The following is a 16,985-nucleotide window of genomic DNA, read 5'->3' as shown; positions in this document are numbered from 1 at the left end:
ATGAGTAAAAATGAAGAACTGTTTGCCCGCGCCCAGCGCCATATTCCGGGTGGGGTCAATTCACCGGTGCGCGCGTTTCGTTCGGTGGGCGGTACGCCATGTTTTTTTGAGCGTGCGCTGGGTGCGCGCGTGTGGGATGCCGATGGCCGCGAATACATCGACTATGTGGGTTCGTGGGGGCCGATGATCGCCGGTCACAGTCATCCCGAGGTATTGCAAGCCGTGTGCGAGCGTGCGGCGCTTGGCCTGAGCTTCGGTGCGCCGACCGGGCTGGAAGTGGAAATGGCCGACCTGCTGGTTGAGCTGGTACCGAGCATGGATATGGTACGTCTCACCAGTTCCGGTACCGAAGCGACGATGAGCGCGATTCGCCTGGCGCGTGGCCATACCGGGCGCGACAAGATCATCAAATTCGAGGGCTGCTATCATGGTCACGGTGATTCGCTGCTGGTCAAGGCGGGCTCCGGCGCGCTCACTTTCGGCCAGCCCAGTTCCGCCGGGGTGCCTGCTGAACTGGCGGCACTCACCGTGGTGCTTGATTACAACGATACACAACAGTTGACAGACACGTTTGCCCGTATCGGATCAGAAATTGCAGCAGTCATCGTCGAGCCTGTGGTGGGTAACATGAACCTGATTGCGCCGCGAGGGGAATTCCTGAAAGCCATGCGCGACCTGTGTACGCAATATGGGGCAGTACTGATTTTCGACGAGGTGATGACCGGATTTCGTGTTGCGCTGGGTGGCGCGCAGGCGCTTTACGGAATTACGCCGGATTTGTCCACTTTTGGCAAGGTCATTGGCGGCGGTCTGCCGGTCGGGGCATTTGGCGGCCGGCGCGAGATTATGGAAAAACTCGCGCCGCTGGGTCCGGTCTATCAGGCCGGCACCCTGTCGGGCAATCCGGTGGCGGTGGCAGCGGGTTTGGCGACACTCAAACTCGTTCGTTCTACAGGTTTTTATGAGCGCTTGGCTGCCTCAACTGCCACTTTAGTGAGCGGATTGACCGAGGTGGCCTCGCGTCATGGCGTGGTATTTTCCGCGCAATCGGTAGGCAGCATGTTTGGTTTGTATTTCCGCGCCGCGCCACCTCAAACCTATGCCGAGGTGATGGAATGCGACAAAGAGGCCTTCAATGGCTTTTTCCATGCCATGCTGGATGAAGGTATCTACTTTGCGCCTTCAGCGTTCGAAGCCGGGTTTGTGTCGGCCGCGCATGGTGCAGCCGAGATCGAGGCCACCGTGGCGGCGGCGAATCGGGTATTCTCGAAAATGGCAGAATAATGATGCGATCGCCCAATAAAAAACGCAGCCAGGCTGCGTTTTTTATTGGGTGATTGAATTATCAACCCAATAGTTTTTGCAACTCGCCGTTTTTGAACATCTCTTGCATGATGTCAGAGCCGCCAACGAACTCGCCATTCACGTAAAGCTGCGGGATGGTCGGCCAGTTTGCATATTCCTTGATTCCCTGGCGAATTTCCGGATCGGCCAGCACGTTGACGGTAAACGGATCAGTCACACCGCAGGATTTGAGAATCTGCGTTGCGCCAGCGGAAAAACCACACTGCGGGAACTGCGGTGTGCCCTTCATGTACAGTACGACTTTGTGGGTGGTGACTTGCTCGCGGATAGTGTCTTGTGCGCTCATTGCTACGAATGCTCCATGATGATTATAAAAGATGCGGGTGAATACCCGACTAAATCAATCAGGAATAATACGCGCGTGCAGTTGCGTGCGTCAAGTTTCGCTTGCCGGCATATTTACCAGGCTTTGCTTGAATTTGTGATGCGACAGTCCAAAATGAGAGCGAATACAAACTTAGATTCAAAAAGGAAAAATCGCTGTGGAATACAAGGATTATTACAATATTTTAGGTGTGGCGCGGGATGCTTCACAGGATGAAATCAAGCGCGCATATCGCAAGCTGGCGCGAAAATATCATCCTGATGTAAGCAAGGAGGCCAACGCCGAAACGCGTTTCAAGGAAATCAATGAAGCCAACGAGGTGCTAAAAGACGCGGAAAAGCGTGCCGCCTATGACCAGCTTGGCAGTCGCTGGCAGGCAGGCGAGCAATTCCGTCCGCCACCTGACTGGGATGCCGGTTTCGAATTCAGCGGCGCCCCTCATCAGGGTGCTCAGGGGCAGGATTTCAGTGATTTTTTCTCGGAGCTGTTTGGCCGCCGCGCACGTCAAGGCGGCTCGGCGCAGCAGCGCACAGCCGGAAAGGATCACCATGCCAAAATCATGCTGGATCTGGAAGATGCCTATCGCGGTGGAGCACATCGAATCAGTCTGCGCGTACCTGAAATTGATGCCGGCGGCCACCTTGCGTACCGTGAGCGCAGTCTGAATGTGCAGATGCCAAAGGGGGTGCGCGCGGGCCAGCAAGTGCGCCTGGCAGGGCAGGGCACGCCTGGCGCTGGAGGAGCCGGGGACCTGTATCTGGAGGTGCAGTTCCGGCCGCACCCTTTATACCGTGTGGACGGTTCGGACCTTTACCTGAAATTGCCGGTTACCCCCTGGGAGGCTGCCTTGGGGGCAACAATCAAAGCACCGACTCCGGACGGCACAGTTGAAGTCAAAGTACCGCCCAATTCACAATCCGGGCGCAAGCTGCGCCTGAAAGGACGCGGATTGCCGGGTAATCCGGCGGGTGATCTGTATTTGACGCTGGAAGTGATATTGCCCGAGGCGGCAACACCGCGTGCACGCGAGCTGTACCAGACCATGGCGCAGGAGCTGGCATTTGATCCGCGTCATGCGCTCGGAGTATAACGTCGATGGAATCTTCCCTACCGATTTCCGCAGACAGCATTTTTACGCTGACACTGGAGCAGCTTGCCTGGACTTGCAGTGTTGAATCTGCATGGGTCTGTGTGCTTGTGGACGAGGCGATATTGAACCCGTCAGGTGCAACCCCGGCTGATTGGCGGTTTAACGCGGAAGATTTGGCCCGTGCCCGCCGTGCCTGGCGTCTGTATCACGAGTTGGAGGCCAATCTGGAAGTGCTGGGTTTGATACTGGATATGCAGGATGAGATCAGTCGCCTGCACGCGCGTTTGGACTGCGCTTAATTTTCTGCTGCGCGTGGTGGAAACAGCGCCTTGTGTGCCAGGTGATAGGCTAGCAGGTGGGGTGGCATGCGCAACCAGTGGGCACGTGTATAGAGCAGAATGCGAGCTGTCGCAGACAGGGCATCGTGGCAGCTGACGTGATCAGGTACCAAGGCACGTTGTAACAGCGCATTCATGAGCTGCTTTGCTGGTGTAGAGGGCCGCGCGCATGCGTCGATCTCGCGTAGCACCGGGGAGGGTATCGGCGTAGCAAACAACCGCACCGCCCAGTGCAGCGCGTAATACAGCGGCCGCGCCAGATCCAGTCGTTGCGCGCGCGCCACCAAGCCATCCCAGAACCCTGCCACAATACCGAATTCGCGCAGCAGCAAATCGATGTCCGACAAATCGCGCAAGCCATGCTCGAATTCGCCGCAGAATAAATGACTGGCCGAGTGCAGCACCATGTCAGCGGGTGCCAGAGTATATACGCCGGGTTGATCCACAACAGGCTGTGCCGCAGCCAGCAGCAGAGCCGGATCCGGATGCAGTCGCGCCGTCTCCGGCAGGATGGCATGGTGCACGTCGATCACCGACAGGCGCCTGATGTGAGTCAGCGGCGGAATTTCATGCATCCAGGTACGGTAGTAGCGCTGGTCGTAGGCATCATGTTGAGTGGCGACCCAGCCATGCAGCATGAGTGCAGCTTCGGCGTGATTGATAAGTTGCTTGGGCACAAGGATGTCCACGTCTGAGAATACGCGTCCGCGTCCCGCCGCCAGTGCCGCCATGCGGTAGGCAGCACCCTTCAGAAGGATCAAGGGCGCACCGGTAGGTGCAATCGCCTCGTGGATTTTGCGCACTTCCCAGGCGACTGCGGTCGCTTGCTTGTCGGCGATCACCCGTGCGGCCTCCAAATGGGCGCGTGGTGCTGCGGGTAGGGATGCGAGCAGATTTTTTTCTTGTGCGAGCCAGTGCAGCCGAGCCAGCAAATTGGCGCGCCGGCCCTGACGAATGAGGACATCCCATTCCGCCATGCTGAATTGATCGAGGCGGTCTGGCTCTCGTAGCGCGCGAACAATGGCGCAATCAGGTGTCTGCATCGTGTTGTGCTGCCATTGCGTCAAACATCCGCACGGCCTCGTCGAGGTTGCTGTATTCAAAGCTGTAACTGGCGCTGCCGCCCATCAGAGCAGACAGACGCCGAAAGCCTTCCTCCGCCAACAGGCTGTAATTGAAAGCGTTTCGTGCGAGTTCCATGAAGGCGTCAGTGCGTGCCATCGCGTGCATTGTGGCGGCTGCCTGGGCAGTATATTTGGGAAAAATGACCCAGCCCGGTTGCGCCCGCTCCAATACCCGGGCGACACTGTCTGCTGGCGCGCGTAAATGCGCCACAGTTCCTTTGATGGTGTCCTTGACTACTCGTCCGATAATTGCGTCCGGTGCGAATTGGCGAATCACGGCGATGGACTGGTTTTTCAGGCTGACAGGGCGCGCAATGCCCTGTATCAAGCCGTCCGATCCAATGAGTGTGAGTTCATCCGAGAGCAGCCGCCAGCCGCGTTGGATCAGTCCGGCGGTGAGCGTGCTTTTGCCCGAGCCCGGCGGCGCGGGCAGGATCGCCACCCGACCATTCTTTTCGATGGCGGCTGCGTGAATCATCAGATATTGATGCGCGTGGCTGGAAATACACCAGTTGAGCCCCCATTCAAACAACGCAAAGGCTTGGTCGATTGGCAGGGGTTTGAAGGGAGAAAACCCGTCAAAACGGAACACCACTTGGGGCTTGAGCCAGCGTCTAAAATTTTCTGGACGCAACAGTGTGATGTGGAAATCGGCAAACTGCTCGGCGGACAGCACGGGCGCGTCGGCATAGAGCTCATGGATACCTTCGGCCACCAGCGGAATGGTGCTGCGCACGCAGGCAGAAAATATCCCTGTTTGTAAATGTACCCCATTGTGCGCCATTGCGCGGCGCAGTTCGGGCAGAGTGTAATCGGCAATATTCAAACGGCGGTGTCGGTAATCAGATCTAGCTGTTGCAGGTCGCCCAAGGTGGCTTTCAGCGTCTGCTGCAATTCTACGGTGTCCTGACCCGGTGCGCAGTTAACAATGTGTTGGTGCAGTGTGTCGGTGGTCGCGGCAACGGATTGCAGATGCAGGATGACCTGACCTGCCAGTGCGCTGACCAGATGCGTATCGCCTGATGCGATCTGGTAGATAACCGCCTGACCATCCAATTCTGGCACGTAGAGCAGGGTGTCAGTGGTGAGGTGCCACACAGCGGGATTCGAGATCAACTATCGTGCAGGCTTTCCAGATAGTTTTTAACGTCTTCGTCCGTCCAGGAAACACTGGCATTGACTTGATACTGTCCGGTGTTCACCACCTCATTCCAGATTTGTTTGATCTGCGCCATGCTAAGCGGGAAGTTGGGCGCAAATTGTTGCGCATTCAACAGGGCACAAACCACTTCGCGCGCCAGTGCGGTCATGTCGCCACCGCCGAGATTGAGCACTTGCAGCATGGTTTGACCCGTGGTTATTCCCGGTGCATCCAGTAGCGAATTGGGCGCGCCGGCATTCCTGAACAACTGGCTGGGTGCAAACGGCGCTGGCCAATCACCTGTGGCCGTGTGGGTTTTCCAGTAGCCATGGCTCAGGCCGATGGCGCAATTGCCTTCTGGACCATGGGTCGAGACGTTGCCCGAGGCGTGACCGGAGATGGTGCAGTTGTAGGGAGCGGCGCCCAGCACCGGCTGGCTGGCGAGTGTGGCGATAACGGCTCCGGCACCCAGTCCGGTCTTGGTAAAGCGGCGCCGTGAATCGCTGGCCACGCCGTTTTTGGCAACAGGTTCGGTCACTCTGGTTCGCGACTCGTCATAAATTTTATTATCCATTGTCTGCCCTTTGAATCATGCTTGCATGTCGATATATGCAAAATTAAGCAATAAACATTCCAAAACAAAAATTACTCTGGCGCATCAGTATTGGCAAGTCATGCCGGGTTATTCAGAAATGATATCAGCGTGGATAGCGACGAGGGTGTAAATTTATCCGACAGTCCCCAGCGTCACTCGCTCCACACCGGCGAGGTCGTGATAAGTGACGCATTCGTGGAATCCCGCTTGCCGTAGCGCAGCGCGAGCATATTCGCCCTGGTCGTAACCATGTTCCAGCAACAGCGTGCCAGTGCTTGTTATACGAGATACTGCCTGATCAATAATCCAGGCAAGCGCGTCGCGTCCGGACGCACCCGCAGCGAGCGCGATAGGCGGCTCGAAACGCAAATCACCACGCGCAAGATGCGGGTCATCCGCGCGGATATACGGCGGATTGCTGACAATAACGTCAAATTTCTCGACACTGCTCAGTGCGCTGAACCAGTCACTTTCAATAAACAGTACATTGTTCGCTTTTAGATTACGGGCATTTGCTTGCGCCAATTCCAGCGCTACAGGGCTGACATCTACAGCCACCAGCTCGGCTAACGGGCGCAGCTTGGCCAATGTGATAGCGATGATCCCGCTGCCTGTGCCCAGATCCAGTACCCGGCATGGCCGATCCATGGGGATGCGCGCTAGCGCCAGCTCCACCAGCAGTTCGGTTTCCGGGCGCGGGATGAGCACGGACGGACTGACCTTGAACATCAGGCCGTAGAATTCTTTTTCACCAAAAATATAGGCGATCGGCTCGCCTGTCAGTCTGCGTTTGAGCCAGCTTGTATAACGCGCTGCGACGGGCGGGGCAAGCATTTCGTCATCATGTGCCAGCAGCCACGCACGGTTGACGTCCAGCGCGGCAGCCATCAGAAGCTGAATTTCCAGGCGGGCGTCGTGCGGCGTGAGGCGCAGTGTTTGTACGAGTTGTGACTGATCTGCCGCGAGCCGATCCCGAATTGCCGGCACGATTACCGCTCGCCCATCGCCGCCAGCAGTTCGGCCTGATACTCGGACGCCAGCGCGTCCAGCAGTTCGGTGAGATCGCCATCCATGATGGCGTCGATCTTGTACAGGGTGAGGTTGATGCGGTGGTCGGTGATGCGTCCCTGCGGGAAATTGTAGGTGCGCACACGCTCGGAGCGGTCACCGCTGCCGATCAGGGATTTGCGCGTGGCGGCTTCCCTGGCGGCGATTTCACGCAGCTGCTTGTCCTTGATGCGTGCAGCGAGCACCGATAGCGCCTGTGCCTTGTTCTTGTGCTGCGAGCGGTCATCCTGGCATTCCACCACAATGCCGGTGGGAAGGTGGGTGATGCGTACTGCCGAGTCGGTCTTGTTGATGTGCTGGCCGCCGGCGCCGCTGGCGCGATAGGTGTCGATGCGCAGGTCGGCGGGGTTGAGGTTGACGTCGGCCACTTCGTCCGCCTCCGGCATGACCGCTACAGTACAGGCGGAGGTGTGGATGCGCCCCTGGGTTTCGGTGGTGGGCACGCGCTGCACGCGATGGCCACCCGATTCGAATTTAAGCCGGGAATAGGCGCCGCGCCCGATAATCTTGATGATGACTTCCCGATAACCGCCCAGCTCGCTCATGTTTTCCGAAATCAGCTCGATTTTCCAGCGCTGGCGTTCGGCATAACGTGTGTACATGCGAAACAGATCGGCAGAAAACAGCGCGGATTCATCCCCGCCGGTGCCCGCGCGGATTTCCAGGAAGATATTGCGTTCGTCGTTGGGATCCTTGGGCAGGAGTTCGGTCTGCAATTCGGCTTCAAGCTGCTGGAGCCTGGCCTTGGCATCTTCGATTTCAGCCTCTGCCAATTCCTGCATTTCCGGGTCGGCCAACATTGTCTGGGCATTCACGATGTCTGTTTCAGATTGGCAATAAGCTTTGTAAAGCGCGACCACCGGAGAGATTTCAGCATGCTCGCGGGTGAGTTTGCGATAATTGTCGAGATCGCTGGTCACCGTCTCACTGGCGAGCAGACGGTTGAGTTCATCCAGCCGCTCGGTAATCTGAGCGAGCTTGGTAAGCAAGCTTGGTTTCATTCGTGATGGAGTGAGTAAAGCCGGGCCAGCAGCGCCGCCAATTCCTGACGCTCGCTGTCACCGGCGTGACTGAGTGCATGGGTCGGCAAATGCAGGAATTTATTGGTCAGTGCGCGCGATAACACGTCAATGACTTCGTGCGGGTCGTCGCCGCGCGCCAGCATTTTCTGTGCGCGCTCCAGCTCGTGGCGGCGGTAACGTTCGGCATGGTCGCGCAAACCGCGGATGGTCGGAACCATTTCGCGGGTTTCCATCCAGTGTACAAAGGTTTCCACCCTGGCTTCGATAATCGCCTCGGCCTGGCCGACATGCGCCTGGCGATTGTCCATGCCTTGTTTGACCACTTCGCCCAGATCATCCACGGTGTAGAGAAACACATCGGCCAGCTCTGCCACCTCGGTTTCAATATCGCGTGGCACCGCCAGATCCACCATGAAAATGGGACGATGGCGGCGTGCTTTGAGGGCCCGTTCAACCATGCCCTTGCCCAGTATAGGCAGCGGGCTGGCGGTACAGGTCACTACAATGTCGTAATTTGCCAGATGTTCGGGCAAATCGGCCAGCGCAATGGCGCTGCCGTTATACCGGTCGGCTAACTGATGCGCGCGTTCCTCGGTGCGGTTGGCGACCAGAATGTGCTTGGGGTGACGCGCGGCAAAATGTGTTGCGCACAGGTCGATCATTTCACCGGCACCAATGAACAATACATTCTGTTCGGCAATGCTGGGGAAAATCCGTTCCGCCAGGCGCACGGCTGCGGCCGCCATGGATACCGAGCTGGCGCCAATTTCGGTGGTGGTGCGTACTTCCTTGGCGACTGCGAAAGTGCGCTGGAACAGCTTGTGCAGGAGCATACCGAGCGTGCCGGCATGCTCGGCGGTTTTGACTGCCTGACGCATCTGGCCAAGAATCTGCGTTTCGCCCAATACCATCGAATCCAGTCCTGATGCGACCCGGAACGCATGTCGGGCCGCTTCGGCTTGTGGCAGGGCATACAGATAGGGTTGTATGACGGAACGCTTGAGCTGGTGATAGCGAGCCAGCCAATCCAGCGCCACTTCCCCCTGGTTGGTGTTGCAATAAACCTCGGTGCGGTTGCAGGTAGACAGGATGGCGGCTTCTTTAACCGGCGTGTGTGTAGTCAGGTCGCGCAGCGCCTCCTCCATGCGTTCAGCATGAAACGCCACCTGCTCGCGAATGGAGAGCGGTGCAGTCTGGTGATTAATGCCGAAAGTAAACAGCTGCATGAATGTGTTGAGGCATTATAACTGCCCCATTTTACCTAATTGTGGAAAACCGCGCAGGATTGAGTGCGGTTCAATGTTGGCGCTGACGCATTGAACGTTCAATAAGTTTCTTCGCTTTTGGGTTTGATGTCTTCATCCGGAGCGGTTGCCGCGGGGCTGGGCGAAGCGATTTTCGGTTGGGTTTTTGGTGGGCTGCCCGGGCTGATTGTCTCGGGAGGAAGATGCGGTTCCGGTTTTTCCTGCGGCAGGGTATGGTGTGGCTGGGGACGAGTGTGCCGGGCTGGTTCCGGTTGTGATTCCGGCACGGCGCCATGCTTGATTTTGGCGCGGGTCTGTTCGTTGATTGGCGTCAGGACGCTGCTTAAAGCGGGCCCCATTTCTTTGAGTATTTGTGCCGGCAGGGAACTGGTGAAGCGATAGGCGGCTGCTTTTTCACCGGGGACCAGTGCGGTCATGGTGCCGAAAAAACGGTCCCCCAGGAAAAATACCATGGTGGCGGTGCGGTTCACTACCCGCGAGGTAAGCAGATTGCCACCGGCACCGAAGGTTTTGTAGCGCTGGTCGCCGGTGCCGGTTTTACCTCCCATGGGAATGGGATTCCCGTCGGCATCCTTGAATGCGCCGTTCAGGCGTGCGGCAGTGCCTTTCTCCACGACTCCCTGCAATGCACGGCGCACGACCTGGGTCAATTCAGCGGGAAGCAGGCGTTCACCTTGCGGTTGCTGGCGTACAAACACGGTGTCGTAGGGCGTACCCGCGGCAAAGTGCAGTTTCTGTATGGAGACGGCCGGCAGGCGCACGCCATTATTGACGATTACACCCATTAATTCGGCGAGGGCGGCGGGGCGGTCTGCCGAGCTGCCGATGGCGGTGGCATAGGAGGGCACCAGGCTGTCAAATGGATAGCCGAGCCGTTTCCAGTCAAGATAAATGTTCTGGAATGCTTCGACTTCCAGCAGGCTGTGTATGCGTTGATCCTGCGCATTTTTGCGGCTGGTCTTGAACAGCCAGCTATATACTTCCAGGCGCTGATCGTGGCTGGCAGCGACGATGTTGGCGAAAGTCGCATCGGGATGACTGCGTAGATAGCGCACCAGCCACAATTCCAGCGGATGAATTTGCGAGATGTAGCCTCGATCGGCCAACGAATAGGCATCCGTCGCCTGCTGTGTGTAGAGTGTCTGAATTTCACGATCCGATAGGGTGGTCCCTGCTGCAACGTGGCTGCGCAGAAAGCTGGCAAATACACTGAGTGGGGCGGCCGGGATGACATATCGATAAACAGCGGCCAGCCTGCGCGGTATCGGATGCATCTCGGAAAACAGTTTTTCCGTGATCTGGTCAGGGTTGAGGCCGCGGTATTTTTTATGGAAGCGCAACAGGAATGCCTGGCCTTCCCGGTCGGCAAAACGTTCCAGATAGGTTTTCCGCGCCGGGTTGCTCGCATCTTCGAGAATCTTGCCGGCTACGCCAGGATTTTGCGCAATGTAGTGACGCTCGATGTCGCGCATGACACGGATATACACCAGGTTGACCGAGTTGCGCGTGGCCTCCCACAAGTTCATGCGGCGGCCATTATCGTCCTTGTTGAAGTTGACGAAATGAAGCAAGCCGCCGCCGGTGAAGAAGCCAGTAAACGGATCCGCAGAATAGGTGCGGTTCATTGCCGCTTCCAGCATGGCGGCAAGGCTTTTGTCCTGCGCGGTCAGCAGATATTGAGCTGCCCACTGGGCAATTGCATCGTTTTGCCGGCGCGTGATTTCATGCAGGCGTTCGTCGGGCAGATGCAGATAGGTATCATGCAGTTTGCTGACGATCTCCAGATAGCTGATCAGCGTGCGCAGTTTGGCGGTCGAGCCCAGATCCAGTTTTGCGCCGCGGTTGATATCGAACGGCTGGTTGAGGTTGTCTGCCTGTACCCGCAACAACGCGCCCTGCGGAGTCATTTCATACAGGGTAAAACTGTAGATTATTTGTGACAAATCATTTTCCTGGCTCAGCAGATTCCTGCCATAAGCACCGATTGCCTGGACACCTTCGTGTGTATTAAGACTAACCAGCAAGCGGGTTACCGCTTTTTGTGCAGTGGCGTTCAGGGTGCTGCTGGCGGTCAGGTCGAGACGATCAAGGTTGTACAGGCGGTGCGTGCCGAGCAATATGGCGAGTCGCGAGCGCATTGCGTTGGCGGCTTTTTGCTCGACAAAGTCGGTATAGCTGGCGGTGCGCTGGATGTTGAAATGCAAGGGGATCGATAGGGCTGCATCGCGCAGCGCCGGGCTGATCAGTCCTTCCCTGGCCATCAGGCGTACGTAGCTGTTGGTAAGATCGTTGAGCTCGGTGTGGTTGCTGCCAAGATAAAATGAGGGCTTGCGCTGTGCGATCAGCAAAGACAGCATATGCTTGAAGGCATTGGCTGTCGCGTGATCCGGCTGATCGGCATTGAGCAGGCGCACCACTTCATGGTAATTCAGCCCGTACCATGCTTTTAACGCATCCGGCAGGCCGATGACCTCACCGTAACCAGGGGCGGCGGAGAGAGGCACCGTGTTGAGATAGTCCAGTACCAGTCTGCGTCGCGTAGTCAGGGTGTTTTCGCCATCCAGATAAGCACGCACCGATGCCGATTCCATTTGTTTGAGTTTGTCGCCCATGGACAATGTCAGACCATCAGGCGAGTGACGATATTTTTCAATTTGTGTGGCGAGCGTACTGCCGCCGGGCACATCGTGTGCAGGATGGAAAATCTGAATGATTTTGTCCGTCACAGCCTGGGCGAGGCGATCCCATTCCACGGCGGGGTTGCGTTTTGGGTTTTCCGTGGAGAGCAGTTCGCGGTTTTCGATAAACAACAGCGAATTGCGGATCAGTGCCGGAATGGCCTGAAAATTGTCGAACACATGGTGTGGTGTGCGACTGGAAAACATGACCGTGCCGGTTGTGTCGTACAGGGTAAGGCCAGCCTGATCTTTTTCATGGTAAGGCAGGAACAGACCTTTATCAGCCATTTGCGCCATGGCGGGGCTGATGCGTGCCTGCGCCGAGATCGCGAAGCCGGCGTCCGTCAGACGTTTGCTGAAATCGGGCAGCTGGGTATAACCAAAGCGCACATCATAGGGGCCGTCATGCGGAAACCGGATGGACGGGCTGGGTCCCGGCTCCAGTTTGAAATGCATGCGTGCAGCGTACTCGCTGAGGTATTTTGCCTGCAGGGTGGAGGTGGTGAATTCCCAGGCGAGGAAGCCCGCCAGTATGCCGACGATAAGCAGACTACTACCACTGATAATCAGTTTGCTGCGCAGAGATGCCATGACGTCATTCAGACCCGGTTAAGCATTGGCGAGCCAGTCCTTGGCTACCAGAAAGTCACTGTATAGCTGTGACTCGGCGGTACCCGCTTCGGGCTGCCAGCGATAGCGCCATTTGGCTACAGGCGGCATGGATACCAGGATGGATTCGGTGCGGCCATTGGATTGCAGGCCGAATAGCGTACCGCGATCGTAGACCAGGTTGAATTCCACATAGCGGCTGCGCCGATACGCCTGAAAATCCCGCTCGCGTTCGCTGTAGGGCATATCCATGCGGCGCTCCAGGATGGGCGCGTAAGCGGAAAGAAAATGATCACCCACGCTTTGCACCAGGTTGAAGCTCGAATCGAAATCAGACTCATTGAAATCATCAAAGAAAATCCCGCCGATGCCGCGTGGTTCGTTGCGATGCTTGAGGAAAAAATACCTGTCGCACCATTCCTTGAAACGTGGGTAATAGGCAGCATCAAATGGATTCAATGCATTGCGGCAGGTGTGATGAAAATGTATCGCGTCTTCCTCAAAGCCGTAATACGGTGTCAGGTCCATGCCGCCGCCGAACCACCATACCGGCGCTGCACCCGGCTTGGTGGCCATGAAAAAACGTACATTGAGATGCACGGTCGGCGCATAGGGATTGCGCGGATGGAATACCAGCGATACACCCATGGCCTCGAAACTGCGTCCTGCCAGTTCCGGCCGCACCGCGCTGGCGGACGGGGGCAGATTGTCACCAAAAACATGAGAAAAATTGACCCCGCCCCGCTCCAGTACATTGCCCTCTTCCAGTACGCAACTGATGCCGCCGCCGCCTTCAGGGCGCACCCAGCTTTCGCGCAGAAAAGGCTTGCCGTCGATCTGCTCCATGCGTTCGACGATGAGTTCCTGTAACTCCAGCAGATATTCCTTGATTGGCTCGGTGTTCATGTCTCGTTCCTTAACTGCGCAAGATATTGCCGCTGACAAAATCCATGATGGTGCTGGGGCGTCGGGCCGTGCCGATTTTACCGGTAATGACGCGGACTTGATTGCCGAACAGCCGATAGCAGCCGCGCGCATTTTTCAGTGATTTCCCACCCGCCCGATTGGCGCTGGTGGAAACCAGTGCCATGCCGAGGCGTTCGCACATCAGGGCGGCACCCGGGTGCGCAGTAACACGCACTGCCAGTTTGGCATGCCGGCCGGTGAGCCAGGGTGGACAACGCTTGGCTGCGGGCAACAACAAGGTAACCGGCCCTGGCCAGTATGTGGAAAGTGCTGCGCGCTTCAATGCATGCTCATCCACAAAATACCCGAGTTGTTCGACATGCGATGCGATCAGTATCAATCCCTTGGATTTGGGTCGCCCCTTGATCTGCAGAATACGCCGGACCGCATGCGGGTTCATTGGGTCACAACCCAGTCCATAGCAGGATTCGGTCGGATAGGCGATCACGCCGCCGGATTTCAACCAATGGCGCAAGGCTGTATCAGTGGGATTTTTTGTCAATTGCGCGGTAACCGATATCGTGGCGCATCTGGCAGCCGTCGAAGTGGATCAGATCGGCAATTTCATAAGCGCGTCGCTGGGCTATTTTTACGCTGTCACCCAATGCAGTGGCACACAGTACCCGTCCGCCACTGGTCACCACGTTATTGTCCTTTAGCGTGGTACCAGCGTGAAATACATGGAAATCCTGGTCATCTTTTGGCAGGCCGAAAATCACGTCGCCGCTACGTGGCGTGTCCGGATAATTGGCTGCGGCCAGGACCACGCCCAGCGCGGTGCGTCGATCCCATTCGGCCTCCACTTTATCCAGGGTGCCATTGATCGCATGTTCCATGATGCTGATCAGATCGGACTTCAGCCGCAGCATGATGGGCTGGGTTTCCGGATCGCCCATACGACAGTTGAATTCCAGCACCTTGATATGGCCTGTGGCATCGATCATCAACCCCGCATACAGAAAACCGGTATAAGCGACGCCCTCTTTTTTCATGCCGGCCATCACCGGTGCGATGACCTCGCGCAGTACACGCGCATGAATTTCCGGCGTGACTACCGGTGCTGGCGAATAAGCGCCCATGCCACCGGTGTTGGGCCCGGCATCGCCGTCCAGCAATCGTTTGTGATCCTGACTGGTAGCCAGCGGCAGCACATGCTCGCCATCGCACATCACGATGAAGCTGGCTTCCTCGCCAACCAGAAATTCCTCGATGACCACGCGTGCACCGGCGCTGCCGAGTTTGTCACCTTCCAGCATCATGTCTACTGCGGCGTGGGCTTCCGCCAGGGTTTGGGCAACGACCACGCCTTTGCCTGCGGCCAGTCCATCAGCCTTGATGACGATGGGAGCGCCGTTGGCTTCAATGTAGGCATGCGCGGGCTGCGCGGTACTGAAGGTCTGGTATTTCGCGGTGGGAATGTTGTGCCGGGCCATGAATGCCTTGGCGAAATCCTTGGAGGCTTCGAGTTGGGCCGCCGCCTGGGTCGGGCCGAATATTTTCAGGCCAGCCGCACGAAAAGCGTCAACAATGCCGGCTGCCAACGGCGCTTCCGGGCCGACCACCGTAAACGCAATACCCTCGCGCCGGACAAATTCAATCATGCTGGGGATTTCGCTGACCGGCACATTGGTGAGTGCCGGATCCCGTGCCGTACCGGCATTGCCGGGAGCAACCAGTACTTTGGAAATGCGCTGTGACTGGGCCAAACGCCAGGCGAGCGCATGTTCGCGTCCGCCGGAACCAATGACTAGAACTTTCATGTTTAACCTGTCAAAACTTTAGTGGCGAAAATGCCGATGCCCGGTAAAGACCATGGCAATGCCATGTTCGTCCGCGGCGGCAATGACTTCTGCATCCTTGATACTGCCGCCCGGTTGAATCACGGCTTTGGCACCGGCCGCAGCGAGGATATCGACGCCGTCGCGGAACGGGAAAAATGCATCCGAAGCAACCGCACAACCGGTTAGCGGCAAGTTCGCTTGCCCCGCCTTGATGACGGCGATACGCGTGGAATCAACGCGGCTCATCTGGCCCGCACCCACCCCCAAGGTCTGGCCGTTGGCGGCAAATACAATGGCATTGGATTTGACGAATTTGGCGACGCGCCAGGCGAACAGCATGTCCTGGATTTCCTGCGGGTTGGGTGGACGTTGACTGACCACTTTCAAATCGGCTGCGGTGATGTTGAAGGTGTCGGCACTCTGTACCAGCAGCCCGCCACCGACGCGTTTGATCTCCAGCGCGTTATGGCCAGCAGCGAGCGGGATGGCAAGTACCCGTACGTTGGCCTTTTTTGCCAGCAGCTCCAGTGCGGCCGCGCTGTAGGCCGGTGCAATCAGGACTTCCATGAACTGCCCGGATATCGCTTCGGCCGTGGCCGCATCCACCTCGCGGTTGAAGGCAATAATGCCGCCAAACGCCGAAGTGGAGTCAGTCGCAAACGCCAGCCTGTAGGCGCTCAGTGGATCGGTTGCGACTGCCACGCCACAGGGATTGGCGTGTTTGATGATCACGCAGGCGGGCGCATCGAAAGTCTTGATGCATTCCCACGCCGCGTCGGCATCGCCGATATTGTTGTAGGACAGCTCCTTGCCTTGCAACTGGGTGTAATGTGCCAGCGTGCCGGGAGCCGGATTCAGGTCGCGATAGAAGGCGGCGGCCTGATGCGGGTTCTCGCCATAGCGCATTGATTGCACACGCTCGAAATTAAGGTTGAGTCGACCGGGAAAGTCAGCTTGTTCACCGTTCAGTTCGCGCGCAGTCAGATAATTGGAAATCGCACTGTCGTACTGGGCGGTATGCGAAAACGCCTTGCGTGCCAGGCTGTAGCAACTTCCGGTGGATACCGAGCCATGGTTGGTTTTTAGTTCGGCGAGCACAGCGGCGTAATCGGCTGGATCCGTCACCACGGCTACGTGCTGGTAGTTCTTGGCAGCGGAACGCACCATGGTCGGGCCGCCGATATCGATATTTTCGATGGCATCGGGCAGCGAGCAATCCGGTTTGGCGACTGTCTGACTGAACGGATAGAGATTCACCACCACCAGGTCGATGTAACCGATACCGGCATGGCGTACTGCCTCGGCGTGTTCGGCCAGGTCGCGGCGTGCCAGGATACCGCCATGTATTTTCGGATGCAGGGTTTTCACCCGGCCATCGAGCATTTCCGGGAAGCCGGTGTAATCGGCTACTTCGGTCACCTGGATACCATGCTCGGCTAGCATTTTTGCGGTACCGCCAGTGGAGATGATTTCGATATTGAATTCGCGCAAGCCTTTGGCGAATTCGAGTACACCGGTCTTGTCGGAAACGCTGATCAGTGCACGTTCGATGAAAGCCATGATTAATCCTGATTGTTTAAAAATTGTGCGTCACAGAATGCGCCCGGACGGCAAAGGG

General features: G+C 57.3%; 16 protein-coding genes. 3 read left to right on the top strand and 13 right to left on the bottom strand.

All coding sequences use genetic code 11. The features are described from left to right. The gene (gene hemL / locus ACYCZJ_RS07205; protein ID WP_461553548.1) at positions 1-1,284 is read left to right on the top strand and encodes a glutamate-1-semialdehyde 2,1-aminomutase; all 1,284 of its coding nucleotides are present in this window, start codon (positions 1-3) and stop codon (positions 1,282-1,284) included. A gap of 61 nt (positions 1,285-1,345) precedes the next feature. On the opposite strand, the gene grxD is transcribed toward hemL, so the two are convergent. Continuing rightward, entirely contained in the window at positions 1,346-1,651 is a 306-nt protein-coding gene (gene grxD / locus ACYCZJ_RS07200) for a Grx4 family monothiol glutaredoxin (RefSeq protein WP_461553547.1), read from the bottom strand. A gap of 196 nt (positions 1,652-1,847) precedes the next feature. On the opposite strand from grxD, the gene ACYCZJ_RS07195 reads away from it, so the two are divergent. Both ACYCZJ_RS07195 and ACYCZJ_RS07190 read left to right on the top strand, forming a co-directional pair. Then, on the top strand, positions 1,848-2,780 hold the full coding sequence (locus ACYCZJ_RS07195; protein WP_461553546.1) for a DnaJ C-terminal domain-containing protein: 933 nt from the start codon (positions 1,848-1,850) through the stop codon (positions 2,778-2,780). Between the two features lie 5 nt (positions 2,781-2,785). Then, a complete protein-coding gene (locus ACYCZJ_RS07190; RefSeq protein WP_461553545.1) occupies positions 2,786-3,079 on the top strand; it encodes a chaperone modulator CbpM in 294 nt (97 codons plus the stop codon). On the opposite strand, the gene ACYCZJ_RS07185 is transcribed toward ACYCZJ_RS07190, so the two are convergent. The 12 genes from ACYCZJ_RS07185 to purH all read right to left on the bottom strand — a co-directional run bounded on the left by ACYCZJ_RS07185 (position 3,076) and on the right by purH (position 16,927). Next, entirely contained in the window at positions 3,076-4,161 is a 1,086-nt protein-coding gene (locus tag ACYCZJ_RS07185) for a nucleotidyltransferase domain-containing protein (RefSeq protein WP_461553544.1), read from the bottom strand. The genes ACYCZJ_RS07190 and ACYCZJ_RS07185 overlap by 4 nt on opposite strands. After that, positions 4,148-5,068: an HprK-related kinase A gene (locus ACYCZJ_RS07180; protein WP_461553543.1), complete on the bottom strand. Its 921-nt coding sequence runs from the start codon at positions 5,066-5,068 to the stop codon at positions 4,148-4,150. Before ACYCZJ_RS07180 ends, ACYCZJ_RS07185 begins: the two co-directional genes overlap by 14 nt. Beyond that, complete coding sequence (locus ACYCZJ_RS07175; protein WP_461553542.1) at positions 5,065-5,358, bottom strand: HPr-rel-A system PqqD family peptide chaperone; 294 nt, start codon at positions 5,356-5,358, stop codon at positions 5,065-5,067. Before ACYCZJ_RS07175 ends, ACYCZJ_RS07180 begins: the two co-directional genes overlap by 4 nt. Continuing rightward, complete coding sequence (locus ACYCZJ_RS07170; protein WP_461553541.1) at positions 5,355-5,957, bottom strand: hypothetical protein; 603 nt, start codon at positions 5,955-5,957, stop codon at positions 5,355-5,357. Before ACYCZJ_RS07170 ends, ACYCZJ_RS07175 begins: the two co-directional genes overlap by 4 nt. A gap of 153 nt (positions 5,958-6,110) precedes the next feature. Next, positions 6,111-6,965 carry a peptide chain release factor N(5)-glutamine methyltransferase gene (gene prmC, locus ACYCZJ_RS07165; RefSeq protein ID WP_461553540.1) on the bottom strand — a complete coding sequence of 285 codons (855 nt, stop codon included), beginning with the start codon at positions 6,963-6,965 and terminating at the stop codon, positions 6,111-6,113. Positions 6,966-6,967: 2 nt separating this feature from the next. Continuing rightward, positions 6,968-8,047, bottom strand: a complete 1,080-nt coding sequence (gene prfA / locus ACYCZJ_RS07160) for a peptide chain release factor 1 (RefSeq protein WP_461553539.1) — start codon at positions 8,045-8,047, stop codon at positions 6,968-6,970. Further along, entirely contained in the window at positions 8,044-9,294 is a 1,251-nt protein-coding gene (hemA, locus tag ACYCZJ_RS07155; RefSeq protein ID WP_461553538.1) for a glutamyl-tRNA reductase, read from the bottom strand. The genes prfA and hemA overlap by 4 nt, the downstream gene beginning before the upstream one ends. A gap of 98 nt (positions 9,295-9,392) precedes the next feature. Further along, positions 9,393-12,602 (bottom strand): transglycosylase domain-containing protein, encoded by a 3,210-nt coding sequence (locus ACYCZJ_RS07150; RefSeq protein ID WP_461553537.1) that lies wholly within the window; start codon positions 12,600-12,602, stop codon positions 9,393-9,395. A gap of 18 nt (positions 12,603-12,620) precedes the next feature. Continuing rightward, positions 12,621-13,526: an oxygen-dependent coproporphyrinogen oxidase gene (gene hemF, locus ACYCZJ_RS07145; RefSeq protein WP_461553536.1), complete on the bottom strand. Its 906-nt coding sequence runs from the start codon at positions 13,524-13,526 to the stop codon at positions 12,621-12,623. 10 nt (positions 13,527-13,536) lie between these two features. Beyond that, positions 13,537-14,088 carry an L-threonylcarbamoyladenylate synthase gene (locus tag ACYCZJ_RS07140; protein WP_461553535.1) on the bottom strand — a complete coding sequence of 184 codons (552 nt, stop codon included), beginning with the start codon at positions 14,086-14,088 and terminating at the stop codon, positions 13,537-13,539. After that, positions 14,069-15,346, bottom strand: a complete 1,278-nt coding sequence (gene purD / locus ACYCZJ_RS07135; protein ID WP_461553534.1) for a phosphoribosylamine--glycine ligase — start codon at positions 15,344-15,346, stop codon at positions 14,069-14,071. Before purD ends, ACYCZJ_RS07140 begins: the two co-directional genes overlap by 20 nt. Positions 15,347-15,364: 18 nt before the next feature. Beyond that, positions 15,365-16,927 (bottom strand): bifunctional phosphoribosylaminoimidazolecarboxamide formyltransferase/IMP cyclohydrolase, encoded by a 1,563-nt coding sequence (purH, locus tag ACYCZJ_RS07130; RefSeq protein WP_461553533.1) that lies wholly within the window; start codon positions 16,925-16,927, stop codon positions 15,365-15,367. Between the last annotated feature and the right edge of the window lie 58 nt (positions 16,928-16,985).

It is taken from the genome of Sulfuriferula sp. (assembly GCF_054605375.1).
Note: the sequence above shows the minus strand (reverse complement) of the source record. Positions and strands in the feature narration are given on the sequence as shown.

Coding starts and splice junctions, on each gene's coding strand:
- ACYCZJ_RS07190 (WP_461553545.1), top strand. CDS start 2,786: ATGGAATCTTCCCTACCGATTTCCGCAGACAGCATTTTTACGCTGACA.
- purH (WP_461553533.1), bottom strand. CDS start 16,927: ATGGCTTTCATCGAACGTGCACTGATCAGCGTTTCCGACAAGACCGGT.
- ACYCZJ_RS07150 (WP_461553537.1), bottom strand. CDS start 12,602: ATGGCATCTCTGCGCAGCAAACTGATTATCAGTGGTAGTAGTCTGCTT.
- hemF (WP_461553536.1), bottom strand. CDS start 13,526: ATGAACACCGAGCCAATCAAGGAATATCTGCTGGAGTTACAGGAACTC.
- ACYCZJ_RS07185 (WP_461553544.1), bottom strand. CDS start 4,161: ATGCAGACACCTGATTGCGCCATTGTTCGCGCGCTACGAGAGCCAGAC.
- hemA (WP_461553538.1), bottom strand. CDS start 9,294: ATGCAGCTGTTTACTTTCGGCATTAATCACCAGACTGCACCGCTCTCC.
- prfA (WP_461553539.1), bottom strand. CDS start 8,047: ATGAAACCAAGCTTGCTTACCAAGCTCGCTCAGATTACCGAGCGGCTG.
- hemL (WP_461553548.1), top strand. CDS start 1: ATGAGTAAAAATGAAGAACTGTTTGCCCGCGCCCAGCGCCATATTCCG.
- ACYCZJ_RS07170 (WP_461553541.1), bottom strand. CDS start 5,957: ATGGATAATAAAATTTATGACGAGTCGCGAACCAGAGTGACCGAACCT.
- grxD (WP_461553547.1), bottom strand. CDS start 1,651: ATGAGCGCACAAGACACTATCCGCGAGCAAGTCACCACCCACAAAGTC.
- purD (WP_461553534.1), bottom strand. CDS start 15,346: ATGAAAGTTCTAGTCATTGGTTCCGGCGGACGCGAACATGCGCTCGCC.